Origin of the sequence: Lentzea xerophila (assembly GCF_051094245.1) — a bacterium.
Classification (GTDB): domain Bacteria; phylum Actinomycetota; class Actinomycetes; order Mycobacteriales; family Pseudonocardiaceae; genus Lentzea; species Lentzea xerophila.
On sequence record NZ_CP194934.1, the window covers coordinates 7,568,983 to 7,584,033 of the forward strand.

General features: G+C 68.6%; 14 protein-coding genes. 5 read left to right on the forward strand and 9 right to left on the reverse strand.

Annotated features, from left to right (window positions below; translation table 11 throughout):
• Nucleotides 1-102 precede the first annotated feature (102 nt).
• On the forward strand, nt 103-564 hold the full coding sequence (locus ACRSBM_RS36145; protein WP_434450732.1) for an Lrp/AsnC family transcriptional regulator: 462 nt from the start codon (nt 103-105) through the stop codon (nt 562-564).
• 29 nt (nt 565-593) lie between these two features.
• On the opposite strand, the gene ACRSBM_RS36150 is transcribed toward ACRSBM_RS36145, so the two are convergent.
• Nucleotides 594-1,562: an NAD(P)/FAD-dependent oxidoreductase gene (locus tag ACRSBM_RS36150; RefSeq protein WP_434450734.1), complete on the reverse strand. Its 969-nt coding sequence runs from the start codon at nt 1,560-1,562 to the stop codon at nt 594-596.
• A 63-nt stretch (nt 1,563-1,625) separates the two neighbouring features.
• Here ACRSBM_RS36150 and ACRSBM_RS36155 point away from each other — a divergent pair, with 63 nt between their 5' ends.
• Nucleotides 1,626-3,020 carry a class II fumarate hydratase gene (locus ACRSBM_RS36155; protein WP_434450736.1) on the forward strand — a complete coding sequence of 465 codons (1,395 nt, stop codon included), beginning with the start codon at nt 1,626-1,628 and terminating at the stop codon, nt 3,018-3,020.
• A gap of 58 nt (nt 3,021-3,078) precedes the next feature.
• Here the strand turns inward: ACRSBM_RS36155 and trhA are convergent, their stop codons facing one another.
• On the reverse strand, nt 3,079-3,750 hold the full coding sequence (gene trhA / locus ACRSBM_RS36160) for a PAQR family membrane homeostasis protein TrhA (protein WP_434450738.1): 672 nt from the start codon (nt 3,748-3,750) through the stop codon (nt 3,079-3,081).
• A gap of 77 nt (nt 3,751-3,827) precedes the next feature.
• Between trhA and ACRSBM_RS36165 the strand changes: the two genes are divergently transcribed.
• On the forward strand, nt 3,828-4,607 hold the full coding sequence (locus ACRSBM_RS36165) for an isoprenyl transferase (RefSeq protein ID WP_434450740.1): 780 nt from the start codon (nt 3,828-3,830) through the stop codon (nt 4,605-4,607).
• 53 nt (nt 4,608-4,660) lie between these two features.
• Here ACRSBM_RS36165 and ACRSBM_RS36170 read toward each other — a convergent pair whose 3' ends face one another.
• Nucleotides 4,661-4,936 carry a hypothetical protein gene (locus tag ACRSBM_RS36170; protein WP_434450742.1) on the reverse strand — a complete coding sequence of 92 codons (276 nt, stop codon included), beginning with the start codon at nt 4,934-4,936 and terminating at the stop codon, nt 4,661-4,663.
• A 95-nt stretch (nt 4,937-5,031) separates the two neighbouring features.
• Nucleotides 5,032-5,325: a hypothetical protein gene (locus ACRSBM_RS36175; RefSeq protein ID WP_434450744.1), complete on the reverse strand. Its 294-nt coding sequence runs from the start codon at nt 5,323-5,325 to the stop codon at nt 5,032-5,034.
• A gap of 229 nt (nt 5,326-5,554) precedes the next feature.
• Between ACRSBM_RS36175 and ACRSBM_RS36180 the strand changes: the two genes are divergently transcribed.
• Nucleotides 5,555-6,805, forward strand: coding sequence for a DUF885 domain-containing protein (locus ACRSBM_RS36180; protein ID WP_434450746.1), 1,251 nt, complete (start codon nt 5,555-5,557; stop codon nt 6,803-6,805).
• A gap of 387 nt (nt 6,806-7,192) precedes the next feature.
• Nucleotides 7,193-8,497, forward strand: a complete 1,305-nt coding sequence (locus ACRSBM_RS36185) for a PhoH family protein (RefSeq protein WP_434453365.1) — start codon at nt 7,193-7,195, stop codon at nt 8,495-8,497.
• Between the two features lie 121 nt (nt 8,498-8,618).
• Here ACRSBM_RS36185 and ACRSBM_RS36190 read toward each other — a convergent pair whose 3' ends face one another.
• From ACRSBM_RS36190 to ACRSBM_RS36210, 5 genes are all read right to left on the reverse strand, one after another.
• Nucleotides 8,619-9,389 (reverse strand): ABC transporter permease, encoded by a 771-nt coding sequence (locus ACRSBM_RS36190; RefSeq protein ID WP_434450747.1) that lies wholly within the window; start codon nt 9,387-9,389, stop codon nt 8,619-8,621.
• Nucleotides 9,386-10,339 (reverse strand): ATP-binding cassette domain-containing protein, encoded by a 954-nt coding sequence (locus ACRSBM_RS36195; RefSeq protein ID WP_434450749.1) that lies wholly within the window; start codon nt 10,337-10,339, stop codon nt 9,386-9,388. Before ACRSBM_RS36195 ends, ACRSBM_RS36190 begins: the two co-directional genes overlap by 4 nt.
• Nucleotides 10,340-10,343: 4 nt before the next feature.
• Nucleotides 10,344-11,783 (reverse strand): GuaB1 family IMP dehydrogenase-related protein, encoded by a 1,440-nt coding sequence (locus ACRSBM_RS36200; protein ID WP_434450751.1) that lies wholly within the window; start codon nt 11,781-11,783, stop codon nt 10,344-10,346.
• A gap of 794 nt (nt 11,784-12,577) precedes the next feature.
• On the reverse strand, nt 12,578-13,369 hold the full coding sequence (locus ACRSBM_RS36205; RefSeq protein WP_434450753.1) for a GNAT family N-acetyltransferase: 792 nt from the start codon (nt 13,367-13,369) through the stop codon (nt 12,578-12,580).
• A gap of 83 nt (nt 13,370-13,452) precedes the next feature.
• The gene (locus ACRSBM_RS36210) at nt 13,453-14,982 is read right to left on the reverse strand and encodes an ATP-dependent DNA ligase (RefSeq protein ID WP_434450755.1); all 1,530 of its coding nucleotides are present in this window, start codon (nt 14,980-14,982) and stop codon (nt 13,453-13,455) included.
• Nucleotides 14,983-15,051 lie beyond the last annotated feature (69 nt).

Genomic DNA, 15,051 nt, shown 5'->3' on the forward strand with positions numbered 1-15,051 from the left:
CTCCCGAACTTCAACCGGCTTTCGTGTTTGAAGTTAGAGTGATGAGCAGGATGACCACGACTTCGCCGAACGTTATTCGACAGGGCGGCGTGAGGACACGACATGGATGAACTTGATTCGGCGATCGTGCGGGAACTGCAGCGCGATGCCCGGCAGTCGAACCGCGACATCGCCCGCAAGGTGGGCGTTGCGCCGTCGACGTGCCTGGAACGCACGCGCCTGCTGCGCGAACGAGGCGTGATCCGCGGCTATCACGCCGACATCGCCCCGTCCGCGCTGAACCGCGGTGTGCAGGCGTTGGTGTCGGTGCAGGTCCGTCCGCTCAGCCGCGCCGTGATCGACGCCTTCAAAGCCTTCACCGCCGGACTTCCCGAGGTGACGGCGGTGTTCGTGATGGCAGGCAGCGACGACTTCGTCATCCACGTGGGCGCTCAGGACATCGAGCGCCTGCACGCGTTCCTGGCCGACCGGCTGAGCCAGCGCAAGGAGATCGTCGGCTTCCGCACGTCGATCATCTTCCAGCACCTGGCGAAGCACGACCCGGCACCGCTGCCGATGGCCTGACCGGCCGGTGCCGGCCAGGCCCTCGCGCGTCAGGTGCCGTCGCTGGAGTGGCCGGGGAACAGGTGCGCCGACGGGTTGAGCGCCACCGCGATGTTGTTGACCGCGGTCGCCGCCTCCCCGAACCCGGTGGCGATGAGCTTGACCTTGCCGGGGTACTGCGCGACGTCGCCCGCCGCGTAGACGCGGTCCAGCCTGGTCTTCATCGTGGTGTCGACGAGAACCGCGCGGTGGTCGAGCTCGAGCCCCCACGACTCGATCGGCCCGAGGTCGGCCGTGAACCCGAGCGCCGCGACGACCGTCTGCGCGGGCAACGTCTTCACGTCCTCACCCTTGACCTTGACGTCCACTTCGGACAGTGGCTCGCCGCGCAGCGCCAGCACCTCGGCGTCGGTGATGATCTCGACCCCGAGCTCCCGCACCTGCCGCACGGTCGCGGCGTGCGCCCGGAAGTTGGCGCGGCGGTGGACGATCGTGACGGCGGCGGCGATCGGGTGCAGCGCGAGCGCCCAGTCGAACGCCGAGTCGCCACCGCCCACGATCACCACGTGCTGCCCGGCGTGTTCGGCCAGCACCGGCACGAAGTGGACCATGCCGCGCCCCAGCCAGCCGTCGCCCGCGGGCAGCGGACGCGGGTTGAACTCGCCCATGCCCGCCGTGATCAGCATCGCACCGGCGTTGATCGTGGTGCCGTCCGCCAGCCCGACCCTGAGTCCGTCCTCTGTGGACTCCAGCGTCCGCGCCTGCCGGCCGAGCAGGTAGGTCGGCTTGAACTGCCCCGCCTGCTCCACCAGCCCGTTGACGAGGTCGCGTCCCCGGATCGCCGGGAACCCCGCCACGTCGAAAATCATCTTCTCCGGATACATCGCCGTGACCTGGCCGCCCGGTTCGGGCAGGGCGTCGACCACTGCGACGTCGAGTTCCCGGAAGCCTGCGTAGTAGGCGGCGAACAACCCCGTGGGACCAGCGCCCACGATGAGGAGGTCGACGTCACGCTCCATGAGTGGTGCCCTTCTGCCAGTGGTGGGTGGCAGTGCTGTGATCGACCATAGAGACTCGAAGGCATGTCTGAACAGGAGTACCGCGTCGAGCACGACACGATGGGTGAGGTCCGCGTGCCGGTCGACGCATTGTGGCGCGCCCAAACCCAACGCGCGGTCGAGAACTTCCCGATTTCCGGTCGAGGCCTGGAACGCGCCCAGATCCGGGCACTGGGCCTGCTCAAGGCGGCGGCGGCCCGCGCGAACGCCCGGCTCGGCGTTCTCCCCGACGACGTGGCCTCCGCCATCGCCACGGCCGCCGACGAGGTCGCCGCGGGCCAGTGGGACGCCCACTTCCCGGTCGACGTCTTCCAGACGGGCTCCGGCACGTCCTCGAACATGAACGCCAACGAGGTCATCGCCACCCTGGCCACCCGTTCGCTGGGCCGCGACGTGCACCCGAACGACCACGTCAACGCCTCGCAGTCGTCCAACGACACCTTCCCCACGACCCTGCGCGTGGCCGCCACCGAGGCCGTGGTGACCGACGTGATCCCGTCGTTCGAGCACCTGCTGGGCGTACTCGAGGCACGCGCCGCCGAATGGTCCGAGCTGGTCAAGTCCGGCCGGACGCACCTCATGGACGCCGTGCCGATCACGCTCGGCCAGGAAGCCGGCGCCTGGGCGTCCCAGGTCCGTTACTCGGTCGAACGGCTGCGGGCGTCCATCCCGCGCCTCGCGGAACTGCCGATCGGCGGCACGGCGGTCGGCTCCGGCCTCAACGCCCCCGCGGACTTCGGCACCCTCGTCGCCGCCGAACTGGCGTCCGCCACCGACCTCCCCCTGGTCGAGGCACGCGACCACTTCGAGGCCCAGGCCACCCAGGACGGCGTGGTCGAGATCTCCGGCCAGCTGCGCGCGGGCGCCGTGGCGTTGTTCAAGATCGCCAACGACCTCCGCTGGCTGGGCTCCGGCCCCCGCACGGGCCTGGGCGAACTGGCGTTGCCCGACCTCCAGCCGGGCAGCTCGATCATGCCGGGCAAGGTCAACCCGGTGATCTCCGAAGCCACGATGATGGTCGTGGCCCAGGTGATCGGCAACGACGCCACCGTCGCCTTCGCCGGCTCCCAGGGCAACTTCCAGCTGAACGTGATGCTCCCGGTCATCGCCCGCAACGTCCTGGAGTCGTCCCGCCTGCTCGCCGCCGTGGCCCGCCTGCTGGCCGACAAGGTCCTGGCGGGCACGGAGCCCCAGGCGACGCAGATGCGCGAGTACGCGGAGTCGTCGCCGTCCATCGTCACGCCGCTGAACCGCTACCTCGGCTACGAGGAGGCGGCGTCGATCGCCAAGCAGTCGCTGAAGGAACGCAAGACGATCCGCGAGGTGGTGCTGGAACGCGGCCACGTGCCGTCGAAGCTCACCGAGGAACAGCTGGACGCCGCCCTGGACGTCCTGCACATGGCCCGCGGAGGCCGCTGAGCGCTCTGATCCGGTGCCGGGTAGTGCCGGCACCGGATCAGAGCGGTCGCCGAGCTCGTCAGGAGTACATCGCGAGCCAGATGGCGATGTAGTGGCAGATCGCCGCCACCACGGTCGCGGCGTGGAAGAACTCGTGGTACCCGAAAACCTGAGGCCACGGATTGGGCCACCGAGTCGCGTAGAACACTGCCCCAACGGTGTAAAGCGCCCCGCCCACCAACAACAGCACCAGGGCAGCGGCCCCGGCGTGGTGCAACAGTTCGGGCAGCACGAAGACGGCCACCCAGCCCAGGGCGATGTAGATCGGCACCCCGAGCCACCGCGGCGCGTGCGGCCAGGCCAGCTTCAAAGTCACGCCGAGCAACGCGCCGATCCACACCACGGTGAGCACGACGCGTCCGGTGCCGGGATTCATCGCCAACAGCGCGAACGGGGTGTAGGTGCCGGCGATGAACACGAAGATCATCGAGTGGTCGAGGCGCTTCATCCACGTGCGCACGCGGTCGGACTTCCACGTCACGCGGTGGTACAGCGCCGAGACGCCGAACAGGCCCAGGACCGTCAGGCCGTAGACGGAGGTGGCCAGGGCGGCGCGGCCGGACACTGTGGACGCTGCGAGAGCGATGAGTGTCGCGCCGGTCGCCACCGAAGTGATGAAGGACCAGAAGTGCAGCCACCCACGAAGGCGCGGCCGCAGTCCGGGCTGTGGAGGAATGGTCGCAGTGGTCACAAGACCCTAGGTTACGCGACCGTAGGTTACGGACCATGGCGTCGTGATGAAGCTTGCACGGCGTACGCTCTTCTGGCGTGGCACTCCGCACCCGTGTGAAAGACGTCGCTATCCACCTCTACGAGTGGATTCTCCGGCGTGAACTGAGCGGAACACAGGTGCCCAAGCACGTGGGCGTGGTCCTCGACGGCAACCGGCGCTGGGCCAGGGAAGCCGGGTTCACCGACGTCGCGCACGGGCACCGGGCCGGCGCGCGCAAGATCCTCGAGCTTCTCGAATGGTGCGATGACGCCAAAGTGGAAGTCGTCACGCTCTGGATGCTGAGCACCGACAACCTCAACCGCGACGCCGAAGAGCTCGCGCCGCTGCTGGACATCATCGCGGACATCACCGACGAGCTCGCCGGGGACGGGAAGCCCTGGCGCGTCCGGCACGTCGGCGCCATCGACATGCTGCCCGCCGAGCACGCCGAGCGCCTCACGAGCGCCGCCAACAAGACCAAGAGCCGCACCGGCATCCAGGTCAACGTCGCGGTGGCGTACGGGGGCAGGCAGGAGATCGCGGACGCCGTCCGGAAGCTGCTGCAGGCGCACGCCGAGCGTGGCGGCACCATCGAGGAACTGGCCGAGGTGCTCGACGTCGACCACATCGCGGAGCACCTCTACACGTCCGGGCAGCCGGACCCCGACCTGATCATCCGCACGTCCGGTGAGCAGCGGCTCTCCGGGTTCATGCTCTGGCAGTCGGCGCACTCGGAGTTCTGGTTCTGCGAGGCCTACTGGCCCGGTTTCCGGCGCACCGACTTCCTGCGGGCCATGCGCGAGTACGCCAAACGTCACCGCAGGTACGGCAACTGAGACGCCGATGGGGCGCCCACCGCGAGGTGAGCGCCCCATCAGGGTGAGAACCGTCAGCCCACGAAGTTGACGTCGTCGCCATCCACGATGCCGCCCGCCGCGCAGTTGTCGGTGATGCTCGGGGAGTTGACCGGCACCGCGGCGCCCAGCACGCCGACGTTGTTGCCGCAGGCGCCGACGACGGCGTTGACGTTGTTGCCGTTCAACACGCTCAGCAGCGGGCCGTTCACCTGCTCGAAGCTGTCAGGCGCTGCGGACGCCATCCCGGTGGCGCCGAACATCATGAGGCCAGCCGCGGCGACTGCGGCGACACACGCCTTCTTCAGCATTTCTTCTCCTTGTGCACGGATGCTACTAACTGGAAACAGTCCAGGGACGCCACGAAAAGGACGTCCCTGGACCAGGAATCAACCGAGAGCGGAAATCAGCCCACGAAGTTGACGTCGTCGCCATCCACGATGCCGCCCGCGGCGCAGTTGTCGGTGATGCTCGGGGAGTTGATCGGCACCGCGGCGCCCAGCACGCCGACGTTGTTGCCGCAGACGCCGACGACGGCGTTGACGTTGTTGCCGTTCAACACGCTCAGCAGCGGGCCGTTGACCTGGTGGAAGCCGGGGTAGTAGTGGTGGTCGTCGTGGCCCTCGCCGGCCATGGCGGCCGGGGCGAACGCGAGCGACAGAGCAGCGGCGGCGGCAACCGCCGCGAAGACCTTCTTCACGTCATTCTCCTTCATGTCGGGTCATCCCCGTCATTTCCGGAGTCTTCGGGGATCTCCGGAGCGGTGGGGCCTCCGATCGGAAACGCTATAGCCGGGAATCTGGTTCGGCCGTCCCGATAACCCCATTGTGTGACGGCAAGATCAACAAAACTCCCCGATCAGGTGGCGCTCGATTCACAGCGCAATCCCGGGTAAGACGCTGTGGTAGACGCTCTACGCTCTCCGACTCATGGACGCCAACGAGCTGGTGCGCGGATATCTGGTGGTCGGGCTGCGGCTCGGGCGCCTCGTGTCCGGGTTCGTCGACTCGTTCACGGGCGACCCGGCGCTGAGCCGCGCCGTCGACAACGAGCCACGCCTGCACCCCAGGGCCCTGGGCGGCCACGCGCGGCTGCTGCGCCGGGAGCTTTCCGGCAGCGACCTCGCTGAGCAGCGCAAACAGTTCCTCGACGCCCACCTGCGGGCGTTGGAGTGCACCGCGCGCAAGCTCGACGGCGAGCGCATCCCGTTCGTCGACGAGGTCGAGCGGTACTTCCAGGTCCGCATCCGCCCCGGCGACGAGGACGCGTACGCGCAGGCCCACCGCAACCTCGACGCGGTGCTCAAAGGGCCGGGCACGCTCACCGACCGCCTCACCGCCTTCCGCGCGGCCGACGAAGTGCCCGCACGCAGGCTCCAGGGCGCCGTACAGGCCATTTCCAGCGCGCTGCGGGACCGGGTGCGCCAGAAGTACGCGCTGCCCGAGCAGGAGATCGTGGAGTACCAGATCGTCACGAACAAGCCGTGGAGCGGCTTCAACTACTACCTCGGCGGCTACCGCAGCAGGGTCGCGGTCAACGCCGACCTCGGCCACCGCATGTCGAACCTGCCGCACCTGGTCGCGCACGAGTCGTATCCGGGCCACCACACCGAGCACTGCCGCAAGGACGCGGGCCTGGTCGCCAGGCGCGGTCACGCCGAGCAGTCGATCTTCCTGATCAACACGCCGCAGTGCCTGATGGCCGAGGGCATGGCCGACCTCGGGCTGCACGCCGCGGTCGGGCCGGGCTGGGGCGTCTGGACGGAGCGGATCCTCGGCGACCTCGGGTTGCGAATGGACGGCGAACTGTCCGAAAAGGTCGAGTCGGCGATGGCCGGCCTGCTCACCGTGCGGCAGGACGCCGCCCTGCTGCTCCACGACCGGGGCGCGGACCAGGACGACGTGGTCGCGTATCTGCGCAGATGGTTGCTGGTTCCGGAGCGTCGCGCACGGCAGATGGTGCGCTTTCTGGCAGATCCGTTGTGGCGCGCGTACACCACCACCTATGTCGAAGGGGTGCGCCTCGTGAGGGCGTGGCTCGACGTCCGCGCCCCCGGCGAGTCGCTCGACTCCCGCTATCTGAGACTTCTCGATGAGCCCCTCGTACCGGAATCACTCGAGTCGCAGGTCAGGGACGGTCTGTCGTGGCTCGCCCGCACGGCCGACGAAAACAGCATCTGACCAGCTCGAACACGGCTGCGGTCACGTTTCGGGTTGTTTGCCGGGAGATGACAAGTCGGGATTCACCTGTGTGGCTTCGTGCCGATGGGGCACTCCACAGGTAACTTCGAAAGTGGCGGGACGCGACCACTGCGGACCGCGCAGGGAGGCTCTGATCGTGGCTGACGACGTCGCGAGGGGGCCGGCACCCGGCCCTCGTGGTCGACCTGCCTGACGCCGTACCGGCGGAGGGTGAGACGACCGATCAGGGTGGTGCCTGGCCCAGCGAGGAGCGGACGCGGGTGCCGCGTTCGTGAGGGAGTTGCCGTGAACGCACGACGTCCCGCGAGCCGTTCCTCAGGCTCATCGCGCAGTTCTTCCTCCCGGCGCAAGTCCGCCGCCCCAGCCATCACGACATATGTGCTGGACACGTCGGTACTGCTGTCCGACCCACTCGCCGCCACCAGGTTCGCGGAGCACGAGGTCGTGCTGCCGCTCGTGGTGATCAGCGAACTGGAGGGCAAGCGCCACCACCCCGAACTGGGCTGGTTCGCGAGGGAAGCCCTGCGTCTGCTCGACGACCTGCGCTTGCGGCATGGTCGCCTCGATTCGCCGATCCCCATCGGGGATCTGGGAGGCACCTTGCACGTCGAGCTCAACCACTCCGACCCGGAGGTGTTGCCATCAGGTTTCCGAACGGACTCCAACGACGCCCGAATCCTCGCCTGCTCCCTCAACCTCGCTGCTGAGGGGCGCAACGTCACCCTGGTGACGAAGGACATGCCGCTGCGAGTCAAGGCCGGATCGGTCGGGCTCCAGGCGGAGGAGTACCGGGCACACGACGTGACCCTGTCGGGCTGGACGGGAATGTCCGATCTGGACGTTCCACAGTCCCTGGTGGACAGCCTGTTCAAGGAGAACGTCGTCGACCCCACCCAGTACGAGGACCTGGCGCACATCGCCGAACTGCCCTGCCACACCGGACTCCGGATGCTGGCGGGCACGTCGAGTGCGCTGGGCCGGGTGACCGCGGACAAGCAGATCAGGCTGGTGCGCGGGGATCGGGAGGCGTTCGGACTGCACGGAAGGTCCGCTGAGCAGCGGATCGCGCTGGACCTGCTGCTCGACGCCGATGTCGGCATCGTCTCGCTGGGCGGACGTGCGGGCACCGGCAAGTCGGCGCTGGCGCTGTGCGCCGGCCTCGAAGCGGTGATGGAACGCAGGCAGCACCGCAAGGTCGTGGTCTTCCGGCCGCTCTACGCGGTCGGCGGCCAGGAGCTCGGATACCTGCCGGGTTCCGAGAACGAGAAGATGGGGCCGTGGGCGCAGGCGGTGTTCGATACCCTCGGCGCGCTGGTGAGCCAGGCGGTCGTGGAAGAGGTGATGGACCGAGGCATGCTCGAGGTCCTGCCCCTCACCCACATCCGCGGCCGCTCACTGCACGACTCCTTCGTGATCGTGGACGAGGCGCAGTCGTTGGAGCGCAACGTGTTGCTGACCGTGCTGTCCCGCCTGGGCAGCAACTCGCGGGTGGTGCTGACGCACGACGTGGCGCAGCGCGACAACCTCCGGGTGGGCCGGCACGACGGCGTGGCGGCGGTGATCGAGAAGCTGAAGGGCCACCCGCTCTTCGCCCACGTCACGCTGACGCGCTCGGAACGGTCGCCGATCGCGGCGCTCGTCACCGAGATGCTGGAGGACTACGCCTCATAGTTCGGCCTTGACTGAAACTGTGTGGCTGAAAGTGTTTGACTGGAACGGTCCCGCGCAATCCGTTGCGCGGGACCGTTTCGCTCTAGGGCCTGTATCGAGGTCCATGTTCGCGATACAGGCCCTAGTCGAGCGCGCGTTTCATGAAGCCGCGCAAGCCGAGCGCTCCGAAGCCCGCGATCGCGACGACGAGCACGAGCAGCACGATCGGCAACGGGATGTGCGGCACGTCCGGCACCAGTTCCGCGCGCAGGCCCTCGCTCACGTACGTCAGCGGGTTGAGCGCGCAGATCACCTTGAACCACAGCAGATCGTCGCTCAACGACCGCCACGGGAACTGCGAGGAACCCGTGAACAGCAACGGCGTCAGGATCACCGCGAACATCACGTTGACCCGGCGCGCGGGCACCGACGTGCCGATGACCATGCCGACACTTCCTCCGGCGAGACATCCGAGGATGATCACCAGCAACGCCCCGGGAATGCCCGACCACTCCCACGACACGTCGAGCATCGCGAACCCGACGGGCACCATCAGCACGGCCGCGAAGAACCCGCGGACCGCACCGAACACGATCTTCTCCACCGCGACCAGCGGGATGGCGATCGGCGCCAGCAGGCGGTCCTCGATCTCGCGCGTCCACGAGAAGTCCAGCACCAGTGGCAGCGTCGTGTTCTGCAACGCGCCCAGGAACCCGTTCATGGCGATGATTCCGGGGAGGAGGACCTGGGCGAAGTCGTCCTGCACGTACCCGATGTCCCCCAGCACCTTCGCGAAGATGAAGAGGATGAAGAACGGCTGGATGATCACCTGCGCGAGGAAGCTCGGCAGCTCGCGACCCGTGACGAAGACGTCACGCCACAGGATCGCCTGGAACGTCCTGAGTTGGCTCACCGCAGCTCCCTGCCGGTCAGGTGGATGAAGACGTCCTCCAGGCTGGGCTTGCCGATCGCGACGTCGCTGACCGTGACGTCGAGGTCGCGCAGGACGTTCAGCACGGCAGGCAATGTGATCGCGGTGTCGCTGTCGGTGTAGACGCGGAACATGTTGTTCACGTCCTCGACCCGCTGTGCTCCGTCCACTTCGGACAGAGCCTGGGTGATCTTGGCCGCCTCGTGGCCGTTCGGGCTCACCGTGACGCTGACCGTGTTGCTGCCGGGCAGGTTCTTCGTGAGCTCGTCCGGCGTGTCGAGCGTGAGCAGCTTGCCGTGGTCGACGATGCCGACGCGGTCGCACAGCTTGGTTGCCTCGTCCATGTCGTGCGTGGTGAGCACGACCGTGACGCCCTCCGCGTGCAGTGCGGCGACGCGTTCGTGGACGAAGAGCCTGGCCTGCGGGTCGAGCCCGGTGCTCGGTTCGTCGAGGAACAGCACCTTCGGGCGGTGCATCAGCGCGCGAGCGATCATCAGCCGTTGCGCCTGACCGCCGGACAACGTGTCGACGAGCGCGTTCTGGTGGTCCTTGAGGCCCATCCGCTCGATGATGTCGTCGGCGAGCTGCTGACGTTCCTTCGGGCCGATGCCGTGATAAGCCGCGTGGAACAACAGGTTCTGCCGCGCGTTGAGCGAACGGTCGAGGTTGTTGCGTTGCGGCACAACGGCAAGCAACTGCCGCGCCCGCTTGGAGTCGGCCACCACGTCGACGCCCTCCACGAGCGCCTGCCCCGAGGTGGGACGGACGCGCGTGGTGAGGACACCGACCGTGGTCGTCTTGCCCGCGCCGTTCGGCCCGAGCAACCCGAAGACCTCGCCGCGGCGGACGTCGAAGCTCAATCCGTCCACCGCGGGCTTTTGTCCTGTTTTATAGACTTTGCGGAGATCTCTTACCGAGACCGCTTCGTCCACTTTCTCACCATCCCCCTGGCAACGGCCTTCCCTCCGCGAAGCCGGCAGCGGACTGGATGCCGAGCACAGCCTTGTCGTGGAACTCCTCCAACGTGGTCGCGCCGGCATACGTGCAGGCCGAGCGGACGCCGGACGTTATCTCGTCGAGCAGATCCTCCACGCTCGGCCGCACCGGGTCCAACCGCATTTTCGACGTGGAGATGCCCTCTTCGAACAACCCCTTCTTCGCCCGGTCGAACGCGTTGTCGCTGCGCGTCCTCGCGGACACCGCACGCTTCGAAGCCATTCCAAACGATTCTTTGTAAAGGTTGCCGCGCTCATCCCGCTGCAGATCGCCAGGCGACTCGTACGTCCCCGCGAACCAGCTGCCGACCATGACGCTGCTGGCCCCGGCCGCCAACGCCAGCGCCACGTCACGTGGATGCCGCACCCCACCGTCGGCCCACACGTGCTTGCCGAGCCTGCGCGCCTCCGCGGCGCACTCGGCCACCGCACTGAACTGCGGCCGCCCCACACCGGTCATCATCCGCGTGGTGCACATCGCGCCAGGCCCGACCCCGACCTTGATGATGTCCGCGCCGGCCTCGACCAGATCCCGCACACCCTCGGCGGTGACGACGTTGCCCGCCGCGACCGGCACCGTCGGATTCGCCTCCTTCACGGCCCGGAGCGCGGTGAGCATCTTCTCCTGGTGCCCGTGCGCCGTGTCCACGACGAGAACGTCCACCCCGGCCTTGATCAACGCCTCGGCCTTGGCCCTGACATCACCGTTGACCCCGACTGCCGCCGCAACCCTGAGCTTGCCGTCACCATCGGCGGCGGGCCGGTACACCTCAGCCCTGAGCGCGGTCAGCTCGGTCAGCACCCCGCTGAGCCGCTGCCCGGCATCGACACCGAGCGCGATCCGGTACGCGCTGTGATGCAACCGCTCGAACACCTCCTGCGGCTCCGTCTCGAGCGGCAACCGCAGCACGTCCGTGTTCATCACATCCCCGATGCGCGCAAACCGGTCAACGCCCGTAAGCGCCGCCTCGTCGACAACCCCAAGCGGCCGCCCACCGTCGTCCACGACGACGACCGCACCATGCGCCCGCTTGTGCAGCAGGTTCAACGCGTCCGCCACCGCATCACCAGTCGTGAGCGTCAACGGCGTGTCCCAGACGGGATGCCGCTCCTTGACCCACGCGATGATCTCCGCCACCGCCTCGGTGGGCACGTCCTGCGGGATGACAACAAGCCCGCCACGCCGCGCGATGGTCTCCGCCATCCGCCGCCCGGCCACGGCCGTCATGTTCGCGACGACGATCGGGATCGTGGCCCCGGTGCCGTCCGAAGTGGAGAGGTCGACGCCGAACCGCGACTCCACGGCACTGCGGCCGGGAACGAGGAACACGTCGTCGTAGGTCAGGTCGTAAGAGGGTCGATGCCCTTCGATGAACCGCACGTGCTTCCACGATACCCGCAGCGCCCCGCTTGGGCATGCGGCTCGTGTCTGTCCCGCGTAGACCGGTCCTGACGAGTCCGCGGCCGGTCTTGACGAGTGCCGTCCTGTGCAGACCGGTTCGGACGACTACGCCGCGCGCGGGCCGGTTCGGACGAGTCGGTCCGGCGCAGGCGAGTCGGTCCGGCGCAGGCCGGTCCTGGCGAGTCCGCCGCGCGCGGGCCGGGTTGGACGACTCCGCTGCGCGCGGGCCGGTCTGGACGAGTGCGGCCTGCGCAGCCTGGTCCTGACCTGCGCAGCCTGGTCCTGAGGAGTCCGCCGGGCGCAGAGCGATCTTGTCGAGTCGGCCGCGCGGGCCGGCCCTGACGACTTCGTCTGGCGCAGACCGGTGTGGAGGAGACGGGCTGCGTCTACCGAGGCGACGATAGTCCTGCCGCCGACCGACCCGGCCCCCGCGCTTCCTTACCTTGCGGAACGTTTGAAATTCGCTTTGGGTTCCTGGCTGTCCACAGCCTAGCCCGCCAGGCGTTTCCGCAGGTCAAAGCGACGCGATCTGTGGATACTTGAGATCTTGATGGATCGGCACGACGTAACGCAGCGCCCAACGCGCGACCGGCCTCCAGCCGCCGACCTCCGATCGCAAGCACCGCACGACGGGCTGCGCTCTGCAGTCGCACGTGCCGCGACCTCACGCCCAGCCCTGCCCAGTCAGCCCCGCCCAGACAGTGCCCGTACCCCAGGCAGCGCCCGCGCCCATCGGCCGCAACGAGCTCGCCACGACGAAGAGCGCGCGACGGTTACGGGTTCCAGGCGTAGCCCGTGGTCGCGGTGACCGCCACGAAGCCGAGCCGCTCCAGGATCGGCCTGCTGTCCTCGGTCGCGTCGACCTGGAGGTACTTGATGCCGCGCTCGACGGCGAGGCGGGCGCGATGAGCTACGAGCGCGCGGTAGATGCCCTTGCCGCGCCACTCGGGGAGGGTGCCGCCGCCCCACAGGCCCGCGAACTCCGTGCCGGGCACGATCTCGATGCGCGAGGACGACACGACCTTGTCGCCGGCCTCCGCGATCACCGCGATCACGTTCGGGTCGTCCTTCTTCTTCAGCAGGTGGTCTACCAGCCAGTCGTGCTCGCGGCCGAACACCTCGGTGGCGGTGGTGGCGAGCCGGTGGACGTCCGTCTCGTCCGTGACCTCCCGTACGACGATGCCGTCGAGTTGGACCGGGGCCGTCATCTGCTTGGCGAGGCCGATCAGCACGGTCTCGCGGCCTTCCGACTCGAAGCCGGCTTGGAGCAGCCGTTCGGGCAGGTCGGCGGGGGTGTCGTGGCTCCACGTCTTCCACTCGACGCTCTGGTTGCGCTCGGTGAAGTACTCGCGCTGGCGGGCAATCAAGTCGTCCAGGTCGGCGCCGGTGATGCCGAGGTCGGGCGGGCCGCCTACGAAACCGCGCCGGTGCGGCCAGCTCACCCGGAACACCGGGCCGTCACGGTCCACCACGGCGCCGGGGTCGAGGATCGTCCACTCGGTGGGGCGGGCCTGGGTGTCGAAGGCGCTGAGCAGCGCGGCAGCATCGGTCACAGCATCAGTCACTGGCCCGACGCTATTGCCGGGCGTTGCCTGGCCGCATCCGATTTTCAGGCTTCGGGGTTCGTTTCAGCCCTCGGGGTCCGTTTTCAGGCCTCGGGATTCAGTTGTGCGGTGGGCAGGAGTGCCCTCACCTCCTCGATCGTCGTCGCTTCTGACGGATCCTTGTCCGGGCGGTAGCGCACTACGCGGGCGAACCGCAGTGCGACGCCACCGGGATAGCGCGGCGAGACCTGTACGCCGTCCAGTTCGATCTCGATCACCAGCTCCGGGCGGACCATGACCACCCAGTCGTTCTGCTCGGTGGCGATCTCCCGCAGCGCCTTCGTCTGCCACTTGAGCAGCTCGTCGGTGAGGCCCTTGAAGGTCTTGCCGACCATCACGGGCGGGCCGCCGTCCGGGTCGCGGGCGCCGAGGTGCAGGTTCGACAGCCAGCCGCGGCGGCGGCCGCTGCCCCACTCGACGCCGAGCACGACCAGGTCGAGCGTGTGCACCGGTTTCACCTTCTGCCAGGCGCGGCCGCGTCTGCCCGCCGCGTAGGGCGAGGCCAGCGACTTCACCATCACGCCCTCGTGGCCGGCGGACAGCGCCGCCGTGACGACCCCTTCCGCCTCCTCCGGCGACGGGTCCAGCACGCCGGGGATGACGTGCTCGCCGGCTACCTGCCGCAGGGCGGCGAGGCGGTCGCGTAACGGCTCGTCGAGCAGGTCCTTGCCGTCGAGGTGCAGGCAGTCGAAGAAGTACGGGTGCAGCAGCAGCTCACGTTCGTCCTGCGCGCCGAACCGGCTCATCGTCTCCTGGAACGGGCGGGGTCTCCCCTCATCGGTCAGCGCCAGGGTCTCGCCGTCGAGCACCACCGACGTGCAGGGCAGGCCGCGGACGAGCTCGACCAGTTCCGGCACGGTCTTGGTGATCTCGCGCAACGTGCGCGTGTAGACGTGGACGTCGTCGCCGGAGCGGTGCACCTGGATGCGGGCGCCGTCGAGCTTGTGCTCCACCACGCAGCTGCCGAGTTCGGTCAGCGCCTCGCCCAGCGACTCCGCGGGTGAGGCGAGCATGGGCCGCAGCGGCCGCCCGACCTCGAGCCGGAACGCCTCCAGCGCCGTCGCGCCGCCCTCCAGCGCTGCCACGGCGGTCTCGGGTAACCGGCCGGACAGCATGAACGCCCGCCGCACCGTCTCGCCCGGCACGTCCGCCGCTGAGGCGATCGCGTCGAGCATCACGCCTTCCAGCGCGCCCTGGCGCAGTTCGCCGGTCAGCAGGCGGCGTAAGAAGTCCTGCTCCTGCTCGGTGGAACGGCTGAACAGCGCGGTCAGCAGGTCGGCCCGGCGCTGCGCGGAGCCCTTGCCGGACGTCGCCGCCACCTCGCCGAGCGCGGCGTCGACTTCGGCGACGGTGAGCTCGGCCGCGGCGGCTGCGGGCACCGACAGGTCGACGACCGTGCGCCAGCCCGCGCCGATACGCCCCTGCCGCGGCGTGCCTATGAGGAAGGACACCACCGCGACCACCACGTCTCCCGCCGCCGCGCGCAGCAACGCGGACAACGCCTTGACCTTGGCAAGGCGCGACCGGGTCGCCGCCACCGCGGCTGACGTGTCGACCACTTCGGTAAGAAGCACGGGTCTCATGGTGCACCCGAGCACTGACAATTTCTGGAGGCGCGGACTAGGCTGGCCGCGACGACCGTT